This is a genomic window from Flavilitoribacter nigricans DSM 23189 = NBRC 102662, from assembly GCF_002646595.1.
Classification (GTDB): Bacteria; Bacteroidota; Bacteroidia; order Chitinophagales; family Saprospiraceae; genus Flavilitoribacter; species Flavilitoribacter nigricans.
Map to the genome: position 1 here is coordinate 1 of NZ_PDUD01000032.1, position 17,090 is coordinate 17,090.

General features: G+C 49.5%; 14 protein-coding genes and 1 tRNA gene. 8 read left to right on the top strand and 7 right to left on the bottom strand.

All coding sequences use genetic code 11. From position 1 onward, the window contains the following. Positions 1-33 precede the first annotated feature (33 nt). The 4 genes from CRP01_RS26915 to CRP01_RS26930 all read right to left on the bottom strand — a co-directional run bounded on the left by CRP01_RS26915 (position 34) and on the right by CRP01_RS26930 (position 3,505). A tRNA-Arg gene (locus CRP01_RS26915) sits at positions 34-107 on the bottom strand. Positions 108-387: 280 nt separating this feature from the next. Continuing rightward, positions 388-852 carry a CBS domain-containing protein gene (locus CRP01_RS26920; RefSeq protein WP_099153159.1) on the bottom strand — a complete coding sequence of 155 codons (465 nt, stop codon included), beginning with the start codon at positions 850-852 and terminating at the stop codon, positions 388-390. A gap of 100 nt (positions 853-952) precedes the next feature. Beyond that, entirely contained in the window at positions 953-2,566 is a 1,614-nt protein-coding gene (locus CRP01_RS26925; RefSeq protein WP_099153160.1) for a S8/S53 family peptidase, read from the bottom strand. Between the two features lie 270 nt (positions 2,567-2,836). Next, positions 2,837-3,505 carry an ABC transporter ATP-binding protein gene (locus CRP01_RS26930; protein ID WP_099153161.1) on the bottom strand — a complete coding sequence of 223 codons (669 nt, stop codon included), beginning with the start codon at positions 3,503-3,505 and terminating at the stop codon, positions 2,837-2,839. A gap of 158 nt (positions 3,506-3,663) precedes the next feature. Here CRP01_RS26930 and CRP01_RS26935 point away from each other — a divergent pair, with 158 nt between their 5' ends. The 4 genes from CRP01_RS26935 to mmuM all read left to right on the top strand — a co-directional run bounded on the left by CRP01_RS26935 (position 3,664) and on the right by mmuM (position 7,553). Next, on the top strand, positions 3,664-5,346 hold the full coding sequence (locus CRP01_RS26935; protein ID WP_099153162.1) for an ArnT family glycosyltransferase: 1,683 nt from the start codon (positions 3,664-3,666) through the stop codon (positions 5,344-5,346). A 311-nt stretch (positions 5,347-5,657) separates the two neighbouring features. After that, positions 5,658-6,371 (top strand): hypothetical protein, encoded by a 714-nt coding sequence (locus CRP01_RS26940; protein WP_099153163.1) that lies wholly within the window; start codon positions 5,658-5,660, stop codon positions 6,369-6,371. Further along, a complete protein-coding gene (locus tag CRP01_RS26945; protein WP_099153164.1) occupies positions 6,368-6,583 on the top strand; it encodes a DUF4177 domain-containing protein in 216 nt (71 codons plus the stop codon). Before CRP01_RS26940 ends, CRP01_RS26945 begins: the two co-directional genes overlap by 4 nt. A gap of 10 nt (positions 6,584-6,593) precedes the next feature. Next, positions 6,594-7,553 (top strand): homocysteine S-methyltransferase, encoded by a 960-nt coding sequence (mmuM, locus tag CRP01_RS26950; RefSeq protein ID WP_099153165.1) that lies wholly within the window; start codon positions 6,594-6,596, stop codon positions 7,551-7,553. Here mmuM and CRP01_RS26955 read toward each other — a convergent pair. Beyond that, positions 7,536-8,639: an arginase family protein gene (locus tag CRP01_RS26955; RefSeq protein WP_099153166.1), complete on the bottom strand. Its 1,104-nt coding sequence runs from the start codon at positions 8,637-8,639 to the stop codon at positions 7,536-7,538. The genes mmuM and CRP01_RS26955 overlap by 18 nt on opposite strands. 365 nt (positions 8,640-9,004) lie before the next feature. On the opposite strand from CRP01_RS26955, the gene CRP01_RS26960 reads away from it, so the two are divergent. Continuing rightward, positions 9,005-10,459 carry an OmpA family protein gene (locus CRP01_RS26960; RefSeq protein WP_099153167.1) on the top strand — a complete coding sequence of 485 codons (1,455 nt, stop codon included), beginning with the start codon at positions 9,005-9,007 and terminating at the stop codon, positions 10,457-10,459. Between the two features lie 451 nt (positions 10,460-10,910). Here the strand turns inward: CRP01_RS26960 and CRP01_RS26965 are convergent, their stop codons facing one another. Beyond that, positions 10,911-12,227, bottom strand: a complete 1,317-nt coding sequence (locus tag CRP01_RS26965) for an ABC transporter permease (protein WP_099153168.1) — start codon at positions 12,225-12,227, stop codon at positions 10,911-10,913. Positions 12,228-12,260: 33 nt separating this feature from the next. Beyond that, positions 12,261-13,157: an ABC transporter ATP-binding protein gene (locus CRP01_RS26970; protein ID WP_099153169.1), complete on the bottom strand. Its 897-nt coding sequence runs from the start codon at positions 13,155-13,157 to the stop codon at positions 12,261-12,263. A gap of 127 nt (positions 13,158-13,284) precedes the next feature. Between CRP01_RS26970 and CRP01_RS26975 the strand changes: the two genes are divergently transcribed. The 3 genes from CRP01_RS26975 to dnaB all read left to right on the top strand — a co-directional run bounded on the left by CRP01_RS26975 (position 13,285) and on the right by dnaB (position 17,050). Then, positions 13,285-14,235, top strand: a complete 951-nt coding sequence (locus CRP01_RS26975) for a diacylglycerol/lipid kinase family protein (protein ID WP_099153170.1) — start codon at positions 13,285-13,287, stop codon at positions 14,233-14,235. A gap of 159 nt (positions 14,236-14,394) precedes the next feature. Continuing rightward, positions 14,395-15,060, top strand: a complete 666-nt coding sequence (locus CRP01_RS26980) for a hypothetical protein (RefSeq protein ID WP_143473546.1) — start codon at positions 14,395-14,397, stop codon at positions 15,058-15,060. Between the two features lie 463 nt (positions 15,061-15,523). Then, positions 15,524-17,050, top strand: coding sequence for a replicative DNA helicase (gene dnaB / locus CRP01_RS26985; RefSeq protein WP_099153172.1), 1,527 nt, complete (start codon positions 15,524-15,526; stop codon positions 17,048-17,050). Positions 17,051-17,090 lie beyond the last annotated feature (40 nt).

Consider the following 17,090-nt stretch of genomic DNA (forward strand, 5'->3'; position numbering starts at 1 on the left):
TTCAAAAAGGGCAGTGCGACCGTTGTAGCACTTAGACTCCGTTTGGACTCGAACCTTAAACCTTCCCGATCGTATCGGGATGCTCTATCCAGTTGAGCTACGGAGCCGTTATTCAAAAAAGGACAGCGCTAACGTTTTTAGCACTGAAACCCGCTAAAAAGAGATTTTTAACGAGTGACTTTTTAATGAGCCATTCCTCAAATGCGGATGCAAAGATAAGACTTTATTTTATTTCAAAAAAGGTTTTGTGAAAAAAAGAGAAAAAATCCTGGATAGGGTGATTAGGTTCGGTCAGTACAGTTGAGACAATAGTATGATTCTCTTGCAGATAGCAGTAAGTCTACCGGCAAATCAGGGAGGTGAAACAAAACCAAAAGGAAAGCGGATCTAACGTGCCAGGGTATGAATATCGTGGATGGCCCGCAAAATATCCTGCCGGCTGATCTGGCCGATCAGCCGCTGCTGATCATCCACCACCAGTAACCTTTTGTATTTGGTGCTGAGAAAAATATCCGCAACTTCGAATATATCGGCATGTGCGGAGATGGTCCGCATCACATTAGTCATATAGTCGGATACGGTATTTTTGTTGACGGGCTGATTGTGGTAAGAACTGTCAAACAACACCCGAAGGCAGTCTTTATCATCGATCAGTCCCACCAATTCTTTGCGCGAATTCAGCACCGGCGCACCGGCAATGTTCTTTCCGAGTAGCGTTTTGATAACCTCCATGATAGCGGTATCCGGCTGGAAGGTGATCAGGTCACGGACCATGTAATCAGAAACGGAAGGAGCTTTGACGGTGGTACGGTCATCCGTACGCTCAACGGGTTTTTGCTGATAATTTTTCATAGCTCGATTGGTTAGGGTGGAGAAAAGACAATTGTTGTATAAAATACCGATTTTTTGCGGATTTTCCTAACCAGAAGCACGCCCTACCCGGAGCGAAAGCCTAATGAACGAGTAATTTTTTACTGGAGATCTCCCGGCCGTTACTGACGCTGACTACGTACATACCGGCGCCAAGCTGGGTGAGTTTGATGCTTTTTCTTTTAGGGTCTAATTGCAGAGGAGAGAAATTTTCACGGTATACGACCTGGCCGAGTGCATTGGTAACGATCAATTCGTAAGTCTCAAAATCGGGAGTCTGCATCTCGATCGTAACCTCTCCCTGGGTTGGGTTAGGATAAAGCGTGATCAGATCGAGATCACCGATACTGGCGGAACAACCCTGGCTGAGCAGTTGCAGTGATTGAAAGAGGTTTAGCCGGCCACCGGTAACTGTTTTATCCTGAAGGCTGTTGAGCGGATCGACACCGTTCAGTAAAGCTTCGCGAATGGCCAGTGCCGTTTCCGCCGGTTGGCGCAGGGCATCTTCGGCCAGGTATTCGCAGGGCAGGCTGTATAATAAAGCGATAGAGCCGGTCACGTGGGGTGCGGCGGCAGAATTACCGCCAAACAGGCTGCGTTCGTCGTAGAGGTCAATGGTGACGGTGCCTTCTCCGGGAGCTCCCAGGTCAACGGAGGTGTTTCCGTAGGCCGAAGCTTCGTACTTTTCGTCGCGCCGTGTCGTATTGGTCACGGCAAGGATATAATCGCTGGTACAGGTGGGCGGCATATCTCCGAATTCTTCCACATCGAAATTTTCGTTCGCAGCCGCTACTCCGGCCAGAATGCCTACTTCGCCCAGGCGATCGTACATGCTGCCCCATACGGGCTGGTCCACACAAAAAGTACGCGCCAGACCCAGGGATAAATTGGTGGCGACCACAAAGGCCCCTTCCGCACCGTCCGATTCGTTGTAGCGCCGCCGCTGTTCGATCATATAATCATAGGCTTCGATCAGCCCGCTGATCCGCGTACTGGTCAACAGCATCATTTTGACTTCCCAGTTGATGCCGGAGGTGCCGAAACCGTTGTTGCCTCTGGCCCCGATGATGCCGGCTACCCGATGGCCGTGGTTATCGGCCGGGTGGACGTTATTATTCAGATTGAAATTCCAGCCCCGGTCGTCGTCGATATATCCATTGGCATCGTTATCAATCCCATCGTCGGGGATTTCACCTTTATTGAACCATAAATTGGGCAAAATATCTCCATGCCGGGGATTGAAGCCGGCATCAGTAATGGCCACTACAATGGTATCCCCACGAGCGGTAACCCCGCCGGTCGTAATATCCCAGGCTTTTGCAATACCGATGCGATTGAGGGTCCACTGGTCGGTGAAATACGGATCGTCGGGAGTGTTGCGCGGACTGAGTTCGTAGTCGGCCTGTACGGCTTTTACCGATTCCAGCACGGTCAGCCTGCCGATCACTTCAAACAGATCGAGTTCGGGATCGCAACTAAAAAGGTGAATGTTGTTTGGGGCGGAAAGCGTTCGGCTGTAGGCCAGTTCCAGAGCTTGTCCGGGCAGACTTTTGCTGTTGGATACTAAGTCCTGAGGAGAGCTCTTCGTATCCAGCTGGAGGATAATTACTCCCGGAATGGGGCCCGGAGCATCCCGGCTAAAAAGGGAGGAAAGCGCGATAAAGAATACGACAAATAAGGACGTAAATAATTTCATGCCTATATTTTATGGCCGGTATTAAAACTAATAAGCCGGAACGACTACTAAATTAAGCATTCGTTTTACCTCCTGCCAACTTATGCTGTTGGTTTTACCCGACAATAACTAAATTTATTCGGGTAGTAATGCTACGCTGGAGGCAGCAAGGAATAGTTCCGCTTCGGTAGATATCGAGTCCTTTCGGGGATAAAGAATACCTGCCGGAATGCTAGTTATCCGGTCCTATATATACGGAGAAATTTGGTGGAAGGTTTTGGGCCTGATGGGTTAGATGACCACTTTGCCGCCTTTGAGCCGCAGCATGCGTTGGGTCTTGGCCGCCAGATCGAGATCGTGGGTAACCAGCACCAGGGTGGTGTTCGCTTCCTCATTCAGCTGAAAAAGCAGATCCTCTACTAACTGGCCCGTATCCTCGTCCAGGTTGCCGGTAGGTTCGTCGGCAAATAAGATCTTGGGGCGGTTGGCAAAAGCGCGGGCCATGGCTACCCGCTGCTGTTCCCCGCCGGAGAGCTGGGAAGGATAGTGATCCAGCCGATCGTTCAGCTCTACACGCCGGAGCAGTTCCGTCGCCTGGCTGAGCGCATCGGGATCGCCCTGCAGTTCCAGCGGTATCATTACGTTCTCCAGCGCAGTGAGAGTGGGCAAAAGCTGAAAATTCTGAAAGATGAAACCGACGTGTTCGTTGCGTACGGCGGCCCGTTCGTCTTCGCTCAGCGGATCCAATTGGATACCATTCAAATAAACGGCACCGCTGGAGGCCTGATCCAAACCGGCGCACAGGCCGAGCAGGGTCGTTTTTCCGCTTCCGCTGGGACCGACAATAGCAAAGGTTTCCCCGGCTCCGATCTCAAAGCTCACTTCGTGTAATACGGTGAGCTCCCGCCCGTCATTTCCCGTAAAGGTTTTACTTAGGTTTTCAACTTTCAGCATGGACATCATTTAAAATGAGCCGCAGTCAGGCGGCCATCATTACTAACCCCTAAATGTACAAAAGGTTGATGGAAGGGTAGGAGGAAGAAATGGAAGGCGGGGATAAACAATCCTGGGAATGCTTTTATCTTTGCCTCCTGATTTAATCTAATGACGAGCGAAATATGCTTTGGGATAAGGAAGCGGTAAGGTATTCGGTTCTGCTGGCCCTGCTGGGAGCGGTTTTTTACATTTCCTTTCTGGGAGGGGTGCACCTGTTTGATTGGGATGAGATCAATTTTGCCGAGATCAGCCGGGAAATGCTGATCACCGGTGAGTACACCCGGGTATATATCGATTTTCAGCCTTTCTGGGAAAAACCACCGCTATTCTTCTGGCTGCAGGCGGCCGCAATGCAGGTATTCGGGGTGAATGAATTTGCGGCCCGTTTGCCGAATGCGGTTTGCGGGATTATTACCCTGGTGGTTCTGTTCAATATCGGCCGCAGACTTTACGATACACGTTTTGGTTTGATCTGGGCGGGCGTCTATTTCGGAACGATCCTGCCTTTTCTGTATTTCAAATCCGGGATCATTGATCCCTGGTTCAATCTTTTCATTTTTCTGGGAGTCTATTATTTCGTGCTGTCCCACTGGAAAAGAAATGGTTATACCGGCATTGAACTTCCGGCCAGTCACTGGACGTATCTCATCGCCGGTGGCCTGTTCATCGGTCTGGCGATGCTGACGAAAGGCCAGGTGGCTTATATCATTGCCTGTCTGGCGTTTTTCGTTTACTGGGTTATCTATGAGCGCTTTCGCTTTTATATCAATATGCCGCAGTTCCTGGTCTTTACGCTGGCAGCGGTGGTGATCACACTGGCCTGGTACGGCATTGAGACCTGGAATAACGGGCCCTGGTTTATCGGGGCGTTTCTGGAGTATCAGTATCGGCTGTTCAGTACGCCGGATGCCGGGCACCGGGGATTCCCCTTCTACCACGTTGTTGTATTGCTGGTGGGATGTTTCCCGGCTTCTGTTTTTACGATCCGCTCCTTTTTTAAGCTGCCGGGCGAGGAGCAGGCTTTCCGGAAAGACTTTCAGGTCTGGATGAAAATACTGTTTTGGGTGGTGCTTATTCTGTTCAGCATCGTTCAGTCCAAGATCGTCCATTACTCTTCGCTATGTTATTATCCGCTTACCTTCCTGGCCACGGTAGTCATTGATAAAATGGTGCGGGGGGAGATCCAGCTGCTGCGCTGGATGCGGATAGCGCTCTGGAGCATCGGCGGACTCTTCATACTGGTAACGGTGGCGCTGCCTTTTTTGGGAATGAATATCGAGTTGATCGAACCGCTGTTCAGTAAAGATCCCTTTGCGGCCGCAAACCTGGAGGCGGATGTCACCTGGACCGGTTTTGAGATCATTCCCGGACTGCTGTTGTTTGCGGTTATTTTCCTGACTTTGCGCTGGTGGCGACAGGAACAGTTCCGACGGGCCATACCGACCTTATTTGGTGGAACGGCAATATTCGTCATGCTGACGCTGATCTTTTTTATTAACCGCATCGAAAGTTATTCCCAGCGAGCCGCGATCGAATTCTTTGAAAGCAAGGTAGGGGAGGATGCTTATCTGATCACCGACGGCTATAAATCCTACGCCCAATACTTTTACGGAAAGACCCGGGAGTATTCGCGGAAAGGAGAGGAGGAGCGGGAAATACTTTTTTCGGGAGATATCGATAAGGATGTCTATATCGTAACTAAGATCCACAAAGCGGATCGGCTGCGGGCCAGACCGGAATTGACGGAGATCGGAGCGAAGAACGGATTTGTATTTTTTAAGCGGGAAAAGACTGCTGGGGACTAAATTTTGTAAAGACAACTCTCGCTTCGGATCGTCTAGTGTTCCTACCGGTTCATTCTGATGGTTCTTATTTTATGCACCAGTATTTCTTCCTTTTCCCCGGCGAGAGTCAGGGAATCGAACCAGCCTTCGCAGGCGCTTTCTATTTAACAATCATCAATTTAAAATATTAACATTTTCATAATTGCGTTTCGTCGATTTAACCCTTCTTTAACGTGGACAAAATTGGCAACGGAGCGCTTTTTCTTCTAATTTGTAGTGGCCAATATTCGTGAATTCAACTACAAGTTATGAAAACCAAATCTACTCTTTTGATGCTCTCTGGCTTGGCGCTGCTCTCTCTGAGTGCCTGCTTTTCTCCCCGCCCGGTAGTCCGGGTAGAACCGATTGAAGAACCGCAAAGATGGAATTACGGCCAGGCCATCCTCGAAGCGGAAAAGAACGGTATCACCGCCAATGCGGCCTTCGCTTACAGCGACGATGATTTCCTGGTGTTTGATGTAGAAGTTACCAACTGGCGCGAGGAGCGCATCCTGGTGGATCCCGCCGGCATCCAGCTCGATGTCAATTCCGCTACCAGTATGTACATTCCCGCAATTGATCCCGAGGAACAAATGCTGGGTATGGAAATGGATGCCTCCCGTCGGGAAGCCAATGCCAAAAATGCGGCAGTAGTGGCCGGGGTAGTAGCCGTGGCGGCCGTAGCGGCGGCCGTTGCTACCAGTTCTAATGACAACAACAATAATGAAAACAATTTCAACAACGATGGTGTTGATGTGGTCAATGTAGCGCCTACGCTCGTGCTTGGCGCTGGTGCCGGCGGAGCACCGCCTCCCGGACCTATTGCCGTGGATCCCTGGTTCTGGTCCGATCAGACCTTGCGGAAAACCACCCTGGAAAAAGGGCAGCAGGTGCGCGGTAAAGTACTTTTTCCACGGAATGATCAGATCCGGAATTTTGAAATGTCGGTACCGGTTGAAGAACTTATTTTTACCTTTGAGTTCAGACAAGTTTTACACCGACCATGAATTTGAAAAAATACGAGTACAAGATCGTTGAGGCAACGCGCAAAGGTAAATGGCAAAGCGAAATTGATGTAGATGCTAACGAAGATATCCTGATCGGCTTGGGCCTGGAAGGTTGGGAACTGATCCAGGTAAGCCCACATGTGCAGAACAACGGGCTGACGGCTTATCTCTACTATCTCAAGCGCGAATTGCCACCGGAAGATCTCGTTTAACCTTTATATTTTGAAAAATCCTTTTCAGCCATTTCTGGAACAGCAGGGTTTTGTGGTGCTGGATGGGGCAATGGCTACAGAACTGGAAGCGATGGGAGCGGATCTCAATGATCCGCTCTGGTCGGCCAAAGTCCTGGTGGAAGATCCGGAATTGATCCGCGAGGTGCACCTCAATTATTTGACTGCGGGAGCGGATGTGCTGAGTACCGCTACTTACCAGGCGACCTACCGGGGCTTTGCCCGGCGGGGCATCGATCGCGAAGCGGCAGAAAATCTTTTTGTCGAAAGCGTCCGGCTGGCTGCTGCCGCGAGAGCACAGTTTTGGATGGAGGAGCGACATAATATTGCGAGTCGGAACTTTCCCCTTATTGCCGCATCCCTGGGACCTTACGGGGCCTACCTGGCCGATGGCTCCGAATACCATGGCAACTACGGCCTTTCCCGTTCGGAGTTGGAAGACTGGCACCGGCCCCAGGTAGAAACGCTCGCTGCTCTGGAGGAGGTCGACCTGCTGCTTTTTGAAACGATTCCTTCCCTTTTGGAAGCCGAAGCCATTATCGATCTGATGGGGAATTTTCCCGATCGGCCATACGGATTGAGTTTTAGTTGCAAAAATGGGAGAGCAGTGTCCCATGGCGAAACGTTCATGGAAGCGCTCGCTCTAGCATCGGGCGTATCGCAGATCGCGGCCGTAGGGATCAATTGTACGGCTCCGGAGTTTATCGGTCCTTTGCTGGAAACGATCAAGGGGGAGGGTAGCCGGCCGCTAATGGTGTACCCCAACAGTGGCGAGGTTTGGAATGCCGGCGCTCACTGCTGGGAGGATCCGGAAAATAAGCAGGGGATTGCGGATCACCTTTCAGATTGGTACCATTCGGGCGCCCGCATCATTGGTGGCTGTTGCCGGACGACACCTGCCGATATTGCCCGGATCCGGGGAAATCTTCAACCTTTAGTCAAACCGCTGTAGCGCCCTGAGGAGCCTTTCGGGCAGTTCGTCCTGGCTGGCCTTTTTGTAATCGTTATAGGAGCAGGGGATCAGCCGGTGTCTTTGTAATTTTTTATTGGTCTTGACCGGGATCTGCATCCACCATCGGCCGCTTTTATTACTTTTCCAAAAGGTGAGTTGGTAGTCCAGTCCCTTGAAATCAACGATATATTCCACCAGTCCATCCGTACTGACGGGGAAATCGTTTTTACGACTGTAAAATCCTTCCGCAAAGTACCAGATCATTTGGGCTAAACTGCGGGCGGTCTGCTCATCCCGATCCTTCTCCGGTTTAAATCCATAAATACCGAAGGCCCGAAGTTTATCACTCATGCCTGCATACCGACTGATCTGGCAGGCTTCCTCCGTGAAAAAGCCGCTGGGTGATCCATCCTCCTGCCCCGGTGCTTCGGCCTGTTTTAAAGCGGAGATATGAAAGCTGAGTAGGTCGGCATCCCGGATCAGGGGTTCCAATTCCGACAGGTCGGCTTTGGCCTTGCCCAGCCGCATCATATCGTACTGTTGCTGGTGAACCCAGTTATAGGTACTATTGTTTATGAAATGTGACTGGCACCCGATCAACCCCAGGTGAAAGAGTCTGGACCTTTTTTGGTGCACGATTTCGTGAAAGTAATGCCGCTCGGTAGCGGAGCCCTCCGCTGCGAAAGGTACCTTTTCATCGACAATCACCTGACTGATGGATTCCTTAATGCTTTTAAACGCCCGGTATTGGGCCTGGATCATGGTGGCATGACTGCCGATAAGGATCGGAACAATGCGGCTGTCCATGAGTTCCCGGATCACCGGAACCAAAAAGCCAACCTGTTTGCGGCGGGCATTTCCGAAATCCATTAATTGCAGATTCTCGAAAGGGAAACTGAGCTGGTACAATTGGCGACGTACGGCATCTGCCGTTTCCTGGTCCAGCCCGACCAGCGCAAGTTGTACAGATTGCAGGTCAGCCTGGTCCGGACGAAAAAATTGGATGCTTTGCCCAAAATCTTCTGCCTTGAGGTCGAGGTCTTCAAAATGAGAAAGATCGATGGGGTGTAACCAATTTTCGTACATGTAGATGATAAATTTTTAAGCTAAGGGTATAAGTACTGCCTGGTCAAAGAACGATATTTTGTTAAAATATTTCAAAAAAGTTCGTTCAAAATGAAACCGGCGCAATGCTTATGCGTAAGAACTAATTAATTATGAATTTTCTGGGATATGACGCAAATAACATTTACCTTTGCGGAGGATTATGTCCCATGACGATTTGTAAGTGGCAGCTACCTGACCACATACCAACAGGGAAATTGCCGAATGAGAAAACTAACAGAGCTTACTTGTCTGCAAAAGATAAATTGAGAGGTTTGGTGGCCTGGTCCGTCAAGCCTTTTGTATTTTTTAACCACATTCCATGAACTGATTTAAAATCCACCCCTATGACAAGGAGAATTACCCTTGCGGCAGTCCTGATCCTCGGTCTGCTTTTTAACGCAAACGCACAACGAAAAAACAACGGACCCAAACCACGTAATATGTGGGAGGTTGGTGCCAATGGCGGTTACCTATTTTATTCTGGTGATGTTCCATCTGAAGGAGGCTGGGCAGCCGGTATTCATTTTCGGAAGGCACTAGACCATGCATTTTCTCTAAGAGCCGATGTTTTGTATGGTATGACCAAAGGTGACAATGGAACGAACAGACTTTACGATAGTAAGTGGACCAGCGGTACCGTTTTTGGTATACTGAGTATGAATAATTTCAGTATTGACCGAAAAGCTCGCAAATTCAACTACTATATTTTGATCGGTGCGGGCTTTAACCGATTTGAAACTAATTACATTAATGAGGGAGATGGTATGCAAGGTAGTACAGATAGAGGGACAATAGAGATGGACCTTGCGCCCCACATGACCCCCGGTGCCGGCTTTGCCGTACGCCTCAGCAAAAGACTCAATATCGGTGCCGAATACCAGGGCATGATCCTATTCGGTCGTCGGGCGGATTTGCTGGATGGCTCCGAATTGGAGAAAGGTATCCGTTCACCCTTCCGTGATATCGCCAACTACGCTAACCTCAAGATCAATTTCAACCTCGGTAATCCTTCCAAAAAATCCGAGCCTTTATACTGGGTAAGCCCCGGCGATGTGGTATTCCAGGAAATAGATGAGATCAAAAAACGCCAGGATGAAGCATTCCAGGATAGTGATAAAGATGGTGTGATCGACCTGCTGGATCAGGAAGAAAATACACCGCCCAATGCGGAGGTAGATACCAAGGGACGTACCCTGGACAGTGATAAAGACGGTGTACCCAACTACCGCGACAAAGAACCTTACTATCCACCCCGCGCCGGTGAAGAAGTGGATGATGACGGTGTTGTTATCAATCCGATCGCTGGTCCTAATGGTGCAAATGGCAGTGGAGGCGTGACCGAAGATCGCGTTCGGGAGATCATCGACGAAGAGTTATCCAAGTATAACCTTTCCGAAGGAGGTTCAACTGTAGCCGAATGGTTCCTGCCGATGATCCACTTCGGTACCAACAGCCACTCCGTGAAATACTCTGATTACGGAACGCTGGCGGGTATCGCCCGGATGATGAAGGGCAATCCGAGCCTGCGTCTGGTAGTGGAAGGCCATACTGACCAAACTGGTGGTGAGTCTTACAACGACATGCTTTCCTACGAAAGAGCTAAAGCCGTTGTTGACCATATGGAAACCAATCACGGCATCAGCCGCGGTCGTTTTGTGATCATCTGGAAAGGTAAGGAAAACGGTTTAGTTCCTCAGAATAGTAGCTACATGAACCGCCGCGTTGAATTCCGCGCTGCCGGTCCTGGCGATTACGAAATGGCTCCTCCATCTGAATCAGGAAAATCAAACGGATACTAGAACAAGCGATCCGTTCGTATAAAGTCTCTACGTTGAGGACCTAAAAAGGGATATCGGTTTCGGCCGGTATCCCTTTTTAGTTGTCCACAGCTTGGCTTTGCAATCCTAATAAGCCCCCCTTCGAAAACTACCTCATTCACTGCCGGCCCGGCACGGTTCGATCAAAGCGGATTGAGTTGATCCGGCAGCGGATCGGAGCGAACCTTATGCGACTGTCTCTGAGCGAATTCCCGCTTGAATGAACGATAATTTTCCAGCAATTAACCGGCAGGAGAAAAAACGTAGACATCGTTAAAATAGGGGAATCGGCACTTTATTAAAAAATTGTACTATATTTACAAGGGCAAACATGCAGTGAGAAAGCAAAATCAATCCGATCGCCGGAGTTGCTTTCCGAAAAATTCGGAGGCTCTCCGGCAATTTCAATATATAATTGCAATCCATTCTCTTTTTACATTTTCACAAAGAGCCAGCGCACCAACTCCTTCAGGCTCGTTTTCTTTCCATACATCAGAATACCTATCCGATAGATCCGGCCGGACAACCAGACTAGTCCGATCGCGGTACCGATCAATAAAAGGATGGATACCAGTAATTGCCAGGCCGGAGGATCATAGGGTATCCTGGCGGCCATAACAATCGGCGAAAAGAGCGGGAAAATGGAAGACCAAACCGCCAAACTGCTATTGGGAGCTTCTACCGTAGCGATCATGATGTAAAACGCCAGAAGTACCGGGATCGTAATGGGGATCGTAAGGGATTGTCCTTCGCCCAGATCATCACCCATAGCGGAACCAACCGCGGCAAAGAGGGACGCATAAATAAAGTACCCACCCAGGAAATAGGCAACGAACAACGGAATGATCACCCACCAGTTGAGATTGGAGATCTCCGCCATGATCTGAGTGACCATCGCCTGGGTTTCTTCCGGATCAATTTGTCCGGCTCCGGCCGGGGCTTCCATCTGGGACGGATCTACCCCGAAAAACAAGCTACTGATCACTAAGATAACGGGGAACAGGATCAGCCAGATGGCCAGTTGGGTAAGCCCGACTGCTCCCACGCCAATGATCTTTCCCATCATCAGCTGAAATGGTTTTACCGATGAGATCATGACTTCAACGATCCGGTTGGTCTTTTCTTCCATCACACTGCGCATCACCATCATACCGTAAATGAAAACGGTCAGGTACATCACAAAGCCCATTACAAAACCCATTGCGGCGGCGATCTTACTCGCCAGTTTGCCGGTATTGTTTTCGGCGGCCGCCGTGATCGGCCTGGGTTCGAGTTCTATATCGGTGTCCAGCGCTTCCAGTTGCCGCTTGTCCAGCGAAAGGGCATTGATCTTGTACTCCCGCAACGCGCGACTGACGCCGCGCAGGATAACGGGTTCCAGATCGAGCGTCAGTTTTTCATCCGAATAGAAATAGATCTCGTAATTGTTATCCAGCACATCTGCTACCGGAGGCAGGTACAGGATCCCATTGTAGTCTTCCTGGGGCAGATTTTGTTTGAGCGTCTCGAGATCCGTATCCATTTTCCGAAAGAAAATATTTCCATCGGAAGCGATGTTTCCGGCCAGGATCTTTCCTTCGTCGACGATAGCGATCCTCTTTGTATCGTCACTCTCGTAAGAAAAGATCACGGTGATCACTACTATAAAAAGCCCCATAGCCAGGGGAGTGAGCAAGGTAGCCAATATGAAAGACCGTCTTTTTACCCGGGTTAAATACTCCCGTTTTATGATTAGCCAGAGTTTATCCATAGTTGTTTTTTTAGGCTTGGAAGAATTAGGTGGTTAGAGTTGATTGACCTGACGGATGAATATCTCGTTCAAACTGGGAAGAACTTCCCGAAAAGCCCGCAGACGTACCCCATGATCCAGTAAATACCGAAGCAGATTGGTGGAGTCGACGCCTTCAGTCAGTTTTACCTTATAAATGCCGTTGCGCTCGTTTACAACGGTGGCGATTTCCTCCAGACTGGTTGGCAGCGTGTCCAGCGGTTCCAGCTCGTACAGGTTCTCTTTAAAGTTTTCCTTGATATCGGCCACCTTTCCTTCCAGGACGTTTTGACCTTTGTTGATCAATACGATGTATTCACAGATCTCTTCGACCTGTTCCATGCGGTGGGTAGAAAATATAATGGTAGTTCCGGACTGGTGTAATTTGAAGATCTCTTCTTTGATCAGATTGGTGTTGATGGGGTCCAGTCCGGAAAAAGGCTCATCGAGGATCAGCAGGCGGGGTTCGTGCACTACCGTGGAAATGAACTGAATCTTTTGTTGCATCCCCTTGGAAAGCTCATCCACTTTTTTGTTCCACCAATCGGTGATCTCGAATTTTTCCAGCCAGGCATTGATCTTTTGGCGGGCGGTCGCTTTGTCCAGTCCTTTTAGCCGGGCCAGGTAGATCAAATGCTCTCCCACCTTCATCTTTTTATAAAGACCCCGTTCTTCCGGCATGTAACCGATCTGCATCGGGTGGGCCGTGTTAAGCGGTTCTCCCTCAAAAAATACGTGGCCGGTATCAGCCCGGGTGATGGTGGTTATGATCCGGATCAGAGAGGTCTTTCCGGCTCCGTTCGGTCCCAACAATCCAAAGATGGAACCCTGGGGTACGGAAAAACTAACTTCATCAACCGCTTTGTGACGATGGTACTGTTTGACCACGTCCTGCAATTGGAGTACATCCATAAATTAATAATTAGGTTTTGAGTGGGCGATCACGAGCGAAAATAATTACTTTCGGTTAAACAAAACATAATTATCTATTGATCGCACCAAGCCTTCGATGAAGGCTGAAACTATCCACCCTTAGCGAATGGCTCGATTTGAAAATGCTCACTGGATGTTTATTGTCAACCCGGCGGCGGCCAACGGAAAAGTCGGTCGGATCTGGCCCGGCTTGGAAGCCCGGATCGCCGAACGGCTACAGCTTTACGAAGTGAGTCATACCCGCTATTCCGGGCACGGTATTGAACTGGCCCGGAAAGCTGTCCAGTCCGGCTTTCGGCACATCATTGCGGTAGGAGGAGATGGTACCAATCACGAAGTGACCAATGGAATCCTCCAGCAGGATCTGATCCCCAGTCGTGATATTTTTTATACATTGCTACCGGTGGGAACCGGGAATGACTGGATCCGTACCCATCGGATACCCCGCCAACTCGATGCCTGGCTGGATATGCTGGAGGAAGGCTTTTTGACCGTTCAGGAAGTAGGGTTGGTGCGTTACCGGCTTGAGAATGAACAATCTCAAAGGTATTTTGTCAATGTAGCGGGGATGGCCTACGACGGCTTTGTTGTGCATTACGGTGAAAAGTGGAAGGCCTGGATCCGAAACCGCTTCTTTTATCTGCTGCTTATCCTTCGGTGCCTTTTTTTGTATCGACTCACCGGAGGGATCATTCTGGCAGACGATAAACGAATTGAGAACCGTTTTTATACTATTAATATTGGGATCTGCCGGTTTTCGGGTGGCGGCATGCAACTCGTTCCTCAGGCCGATCCCCGGGATGGTCAACTGGCCCTTACCTACGCCGGGCCGGTATCTAAAATGGGCGTTATCCTCAATACTTGGAGGTTTTATAACGGCAGTATCGGACGGCATCCAAAAATTGAACTCCTGCAGGCACGGACCGTCGAGGTCGGCAGTCTGCCCGGCGAAAAGGGGATCCCGCTCGAAGCGGACGGAGAATTCCTGGGGTATAGTCCGGCCGCTTTTTCTCTGGTGCCGGCGGCCCTGACGGTGATCGTTCCGTCACCGGAATAAGTGCGATCGTATAGTAATGAAGGATCGCGAAAGAGGGGATCGGAGACAATTTACCGGGCCGTAAAAGGACGACTCCAAAGCCCGCAAACCGGCCAGGGGTGTGACCACTCCCAAAATTGACCGTCAAAAGAATGCCTATCAACCAAAAATTGATATACCATGAGAATTTATATGCTGAGCTTTTTGCTGATTTTTGTTACCACTCAATTCCTTTCCGCCCAACTTTACGAGAAAGCCGTCCCCATGAGTGAGGGTAGCAACAATGCATTGACGCTCTCCTTACCCCGTATCTCCGTAAAAGATGCGGAAAAAGTCTGGCAACAGTACATGGACGACTTTTATGACAGTAAAGCCAAATGGAACCGCAAGACCAAAGAATGGATCATTACCGATGCCGATATTGTTGCCCTCGGCCGTGGCAAAACCATTGATATGTACACTACTTTCGATAAATCGGGAGATGGTGTAAAAGTTAATCTCTGGGTCGATCTGGATGGCGAATTCCTTACCTCCAGAGAATACCCGGATCGCTATACCGATGCGGAAAAGCTGATGATGCGCTACGCACTGGAAGTCGCCAAAGCTTCGGTACAGGAAGAACTCGATAAGGAAGAAAAGGAACTGGATCGCATGGAAACGGATATGCGAAAGTTGAAGAATGCCAACGAGCGTTATCACCGCGATATCGAGCGGGCAAAAGACGCAATCAAAAAGGCCGAAGAAGACATCGTGAAAAACGTCCGGGAGCAGGAGGATACTCTGAAAAAGATCGAATTGCAGAAGGAATTACTCGATCAGATCCGGAAAAAACTGAATGAACTTTAGACGAAAGAAACCCTCATAATACACATTGGTATTTTTTGAAAAGCCTCGCTTTAAGCGGGGCTTTTTTTTGTGGAAAAACGACCAAAATTACTTTTGCACAATCTGCCGATAACAACAATATAGTGATAGTTTTATCCTAACTTTAAAGGACTGTGTCAAACCTGAATAAACAGTAGGTAAACTCCAGGTAAACAAACTGTCGATAAACTGAACAATATGCATTATTTTTTATAAACATATATAGAATTTTATTTTTTAAAACGAGTCCCCGAAAACCTGGAAAAATGGCATCAGATTGTGGACAACAAGTGGTTTATCCACAGTTTTTGCGCCTTTATTAACAATGGGCCTCGTATCAATTCGATCACCATTTCGTATAATCTTGAATTATTCATACGTTAACTGTAAGATAAGCTGTAAATTTGGCACTACTTTTCCACAGCACTAAAGCATTCAGCATACTATGGCCGAAGTGAATAAATCTGCAAACACCAAGGGGTACCGGAGCACGCGCGATAAGAAGAGAGGGGATGACCTCTCCAACTTCGTATTCGGGCGGGTGCAGCCACAGGCCAGTTCCCTGGAGGAAGCAGTGCTCGGTGCCGTAATGCTGGATAAGAATGCCTTATCGATCATACTGGATATTCTCCGTCCGGAGAGTTTTTACGTCGATGCCCATACGCTGATCTTCAAAGCTATGCTCCGGCTTTTCGAAAAGTCGCATCCCATCGACCTGTTAACGGTGATGGAAGAGCTGAAGAAATCCGGTGACCTCGAAGCGGTCGGCGGACCGGCTTACCTGGCAGAACTGACCAATCGCGTTGCATCGGCCGCCAACATCGAATTTCACGCACGGATCATCGCCCAAAAGTATATTCAGCGGGAACTCATCGCTACTTCTACCAAGGTGATCCGGGATGCATTTGAAGATACTACCGATGTATTCCAGTTGCTGGACGACGCAGAGCAGGGCCTCTTTGCCATTGCACAGCAGAACATGAGCCGTGGTTACGAATCCATGAGCACCCTGGCGAGTAAAACGCTCAAACAGCTGGAAGGCCTGAAAGACCGGGAAGACGGTCTGACCGGGGTGCCCACGGGTTTTACCGATTTCGACCGACTGACTTCCGGTCTGCAGAAATCGGATCTGATCATTCTGGCGGCTCGTCCCGGCATGGGTAAAACCTCTTTCACTTTGTCCCTGGCCAAAAATGCCGCTGCGGAATTCGGTAAGGGGGTCGCCTTTTTCTCCCTGGAGATGTCCAGTCTGCAGCTTGCCCAACGGATCATCTCCATGGAAGCGGAGATCTCCGGTATGAAGATGCGGAACGGCCAATTGGAAGAATACGAGTGGCAGCAATTGCACACAGCTATCGAAAGGGTAGGGGAAGCTCCGATCTTTATCGATGATACGCCCGGTATCAACGTTTTCGAACTGCGTGCTAAATGCCGCCGCCTGAAAATGCAGCACGATATTCAACTGATCATCATTGACTACCTACAATTGATGAGTGGTGGTGGCGAAAACCAAAAGGGTAACCGGGAACAGGAGGTTAGTGCCATCTCGCGGGCACTGAAAGGCCTGGCCAAAGAACTGGACGTACCCGTCATCGCCCTGTCCCAGCTGAGCCGGGCCGTAGAGGTGCGGGGAGGAACGAAACGCCCTCAGCTGAGTGACCTTCGGGAATCCGGCTCGATCGAGCAGGATGCGGATATGGTAGCCTTTATCTACCGTCCGGAATACTACCAGATCATGGAAGACGAAGAAGGACAATCCCTAAAAGGAGTCGCGGAGATCATCGTAGCCAAAAACCGTCACGGTGAGCTGAAAGACGTGCGCATGCGCTTTACCGCCGAGTTCGCCCGCTTTTCGGATCTGGGAGATCCCGATTTTGGGGATCTGCCGGACGATACTTTCGACACACCCGTCATTCCCAATATCATCACCCGTCCTTCCAAGATGAATGACGATGAGGATATTCCTTTTTAATTAAATTTACTACTCTACAGATTGGTAATGGCCGGATGGT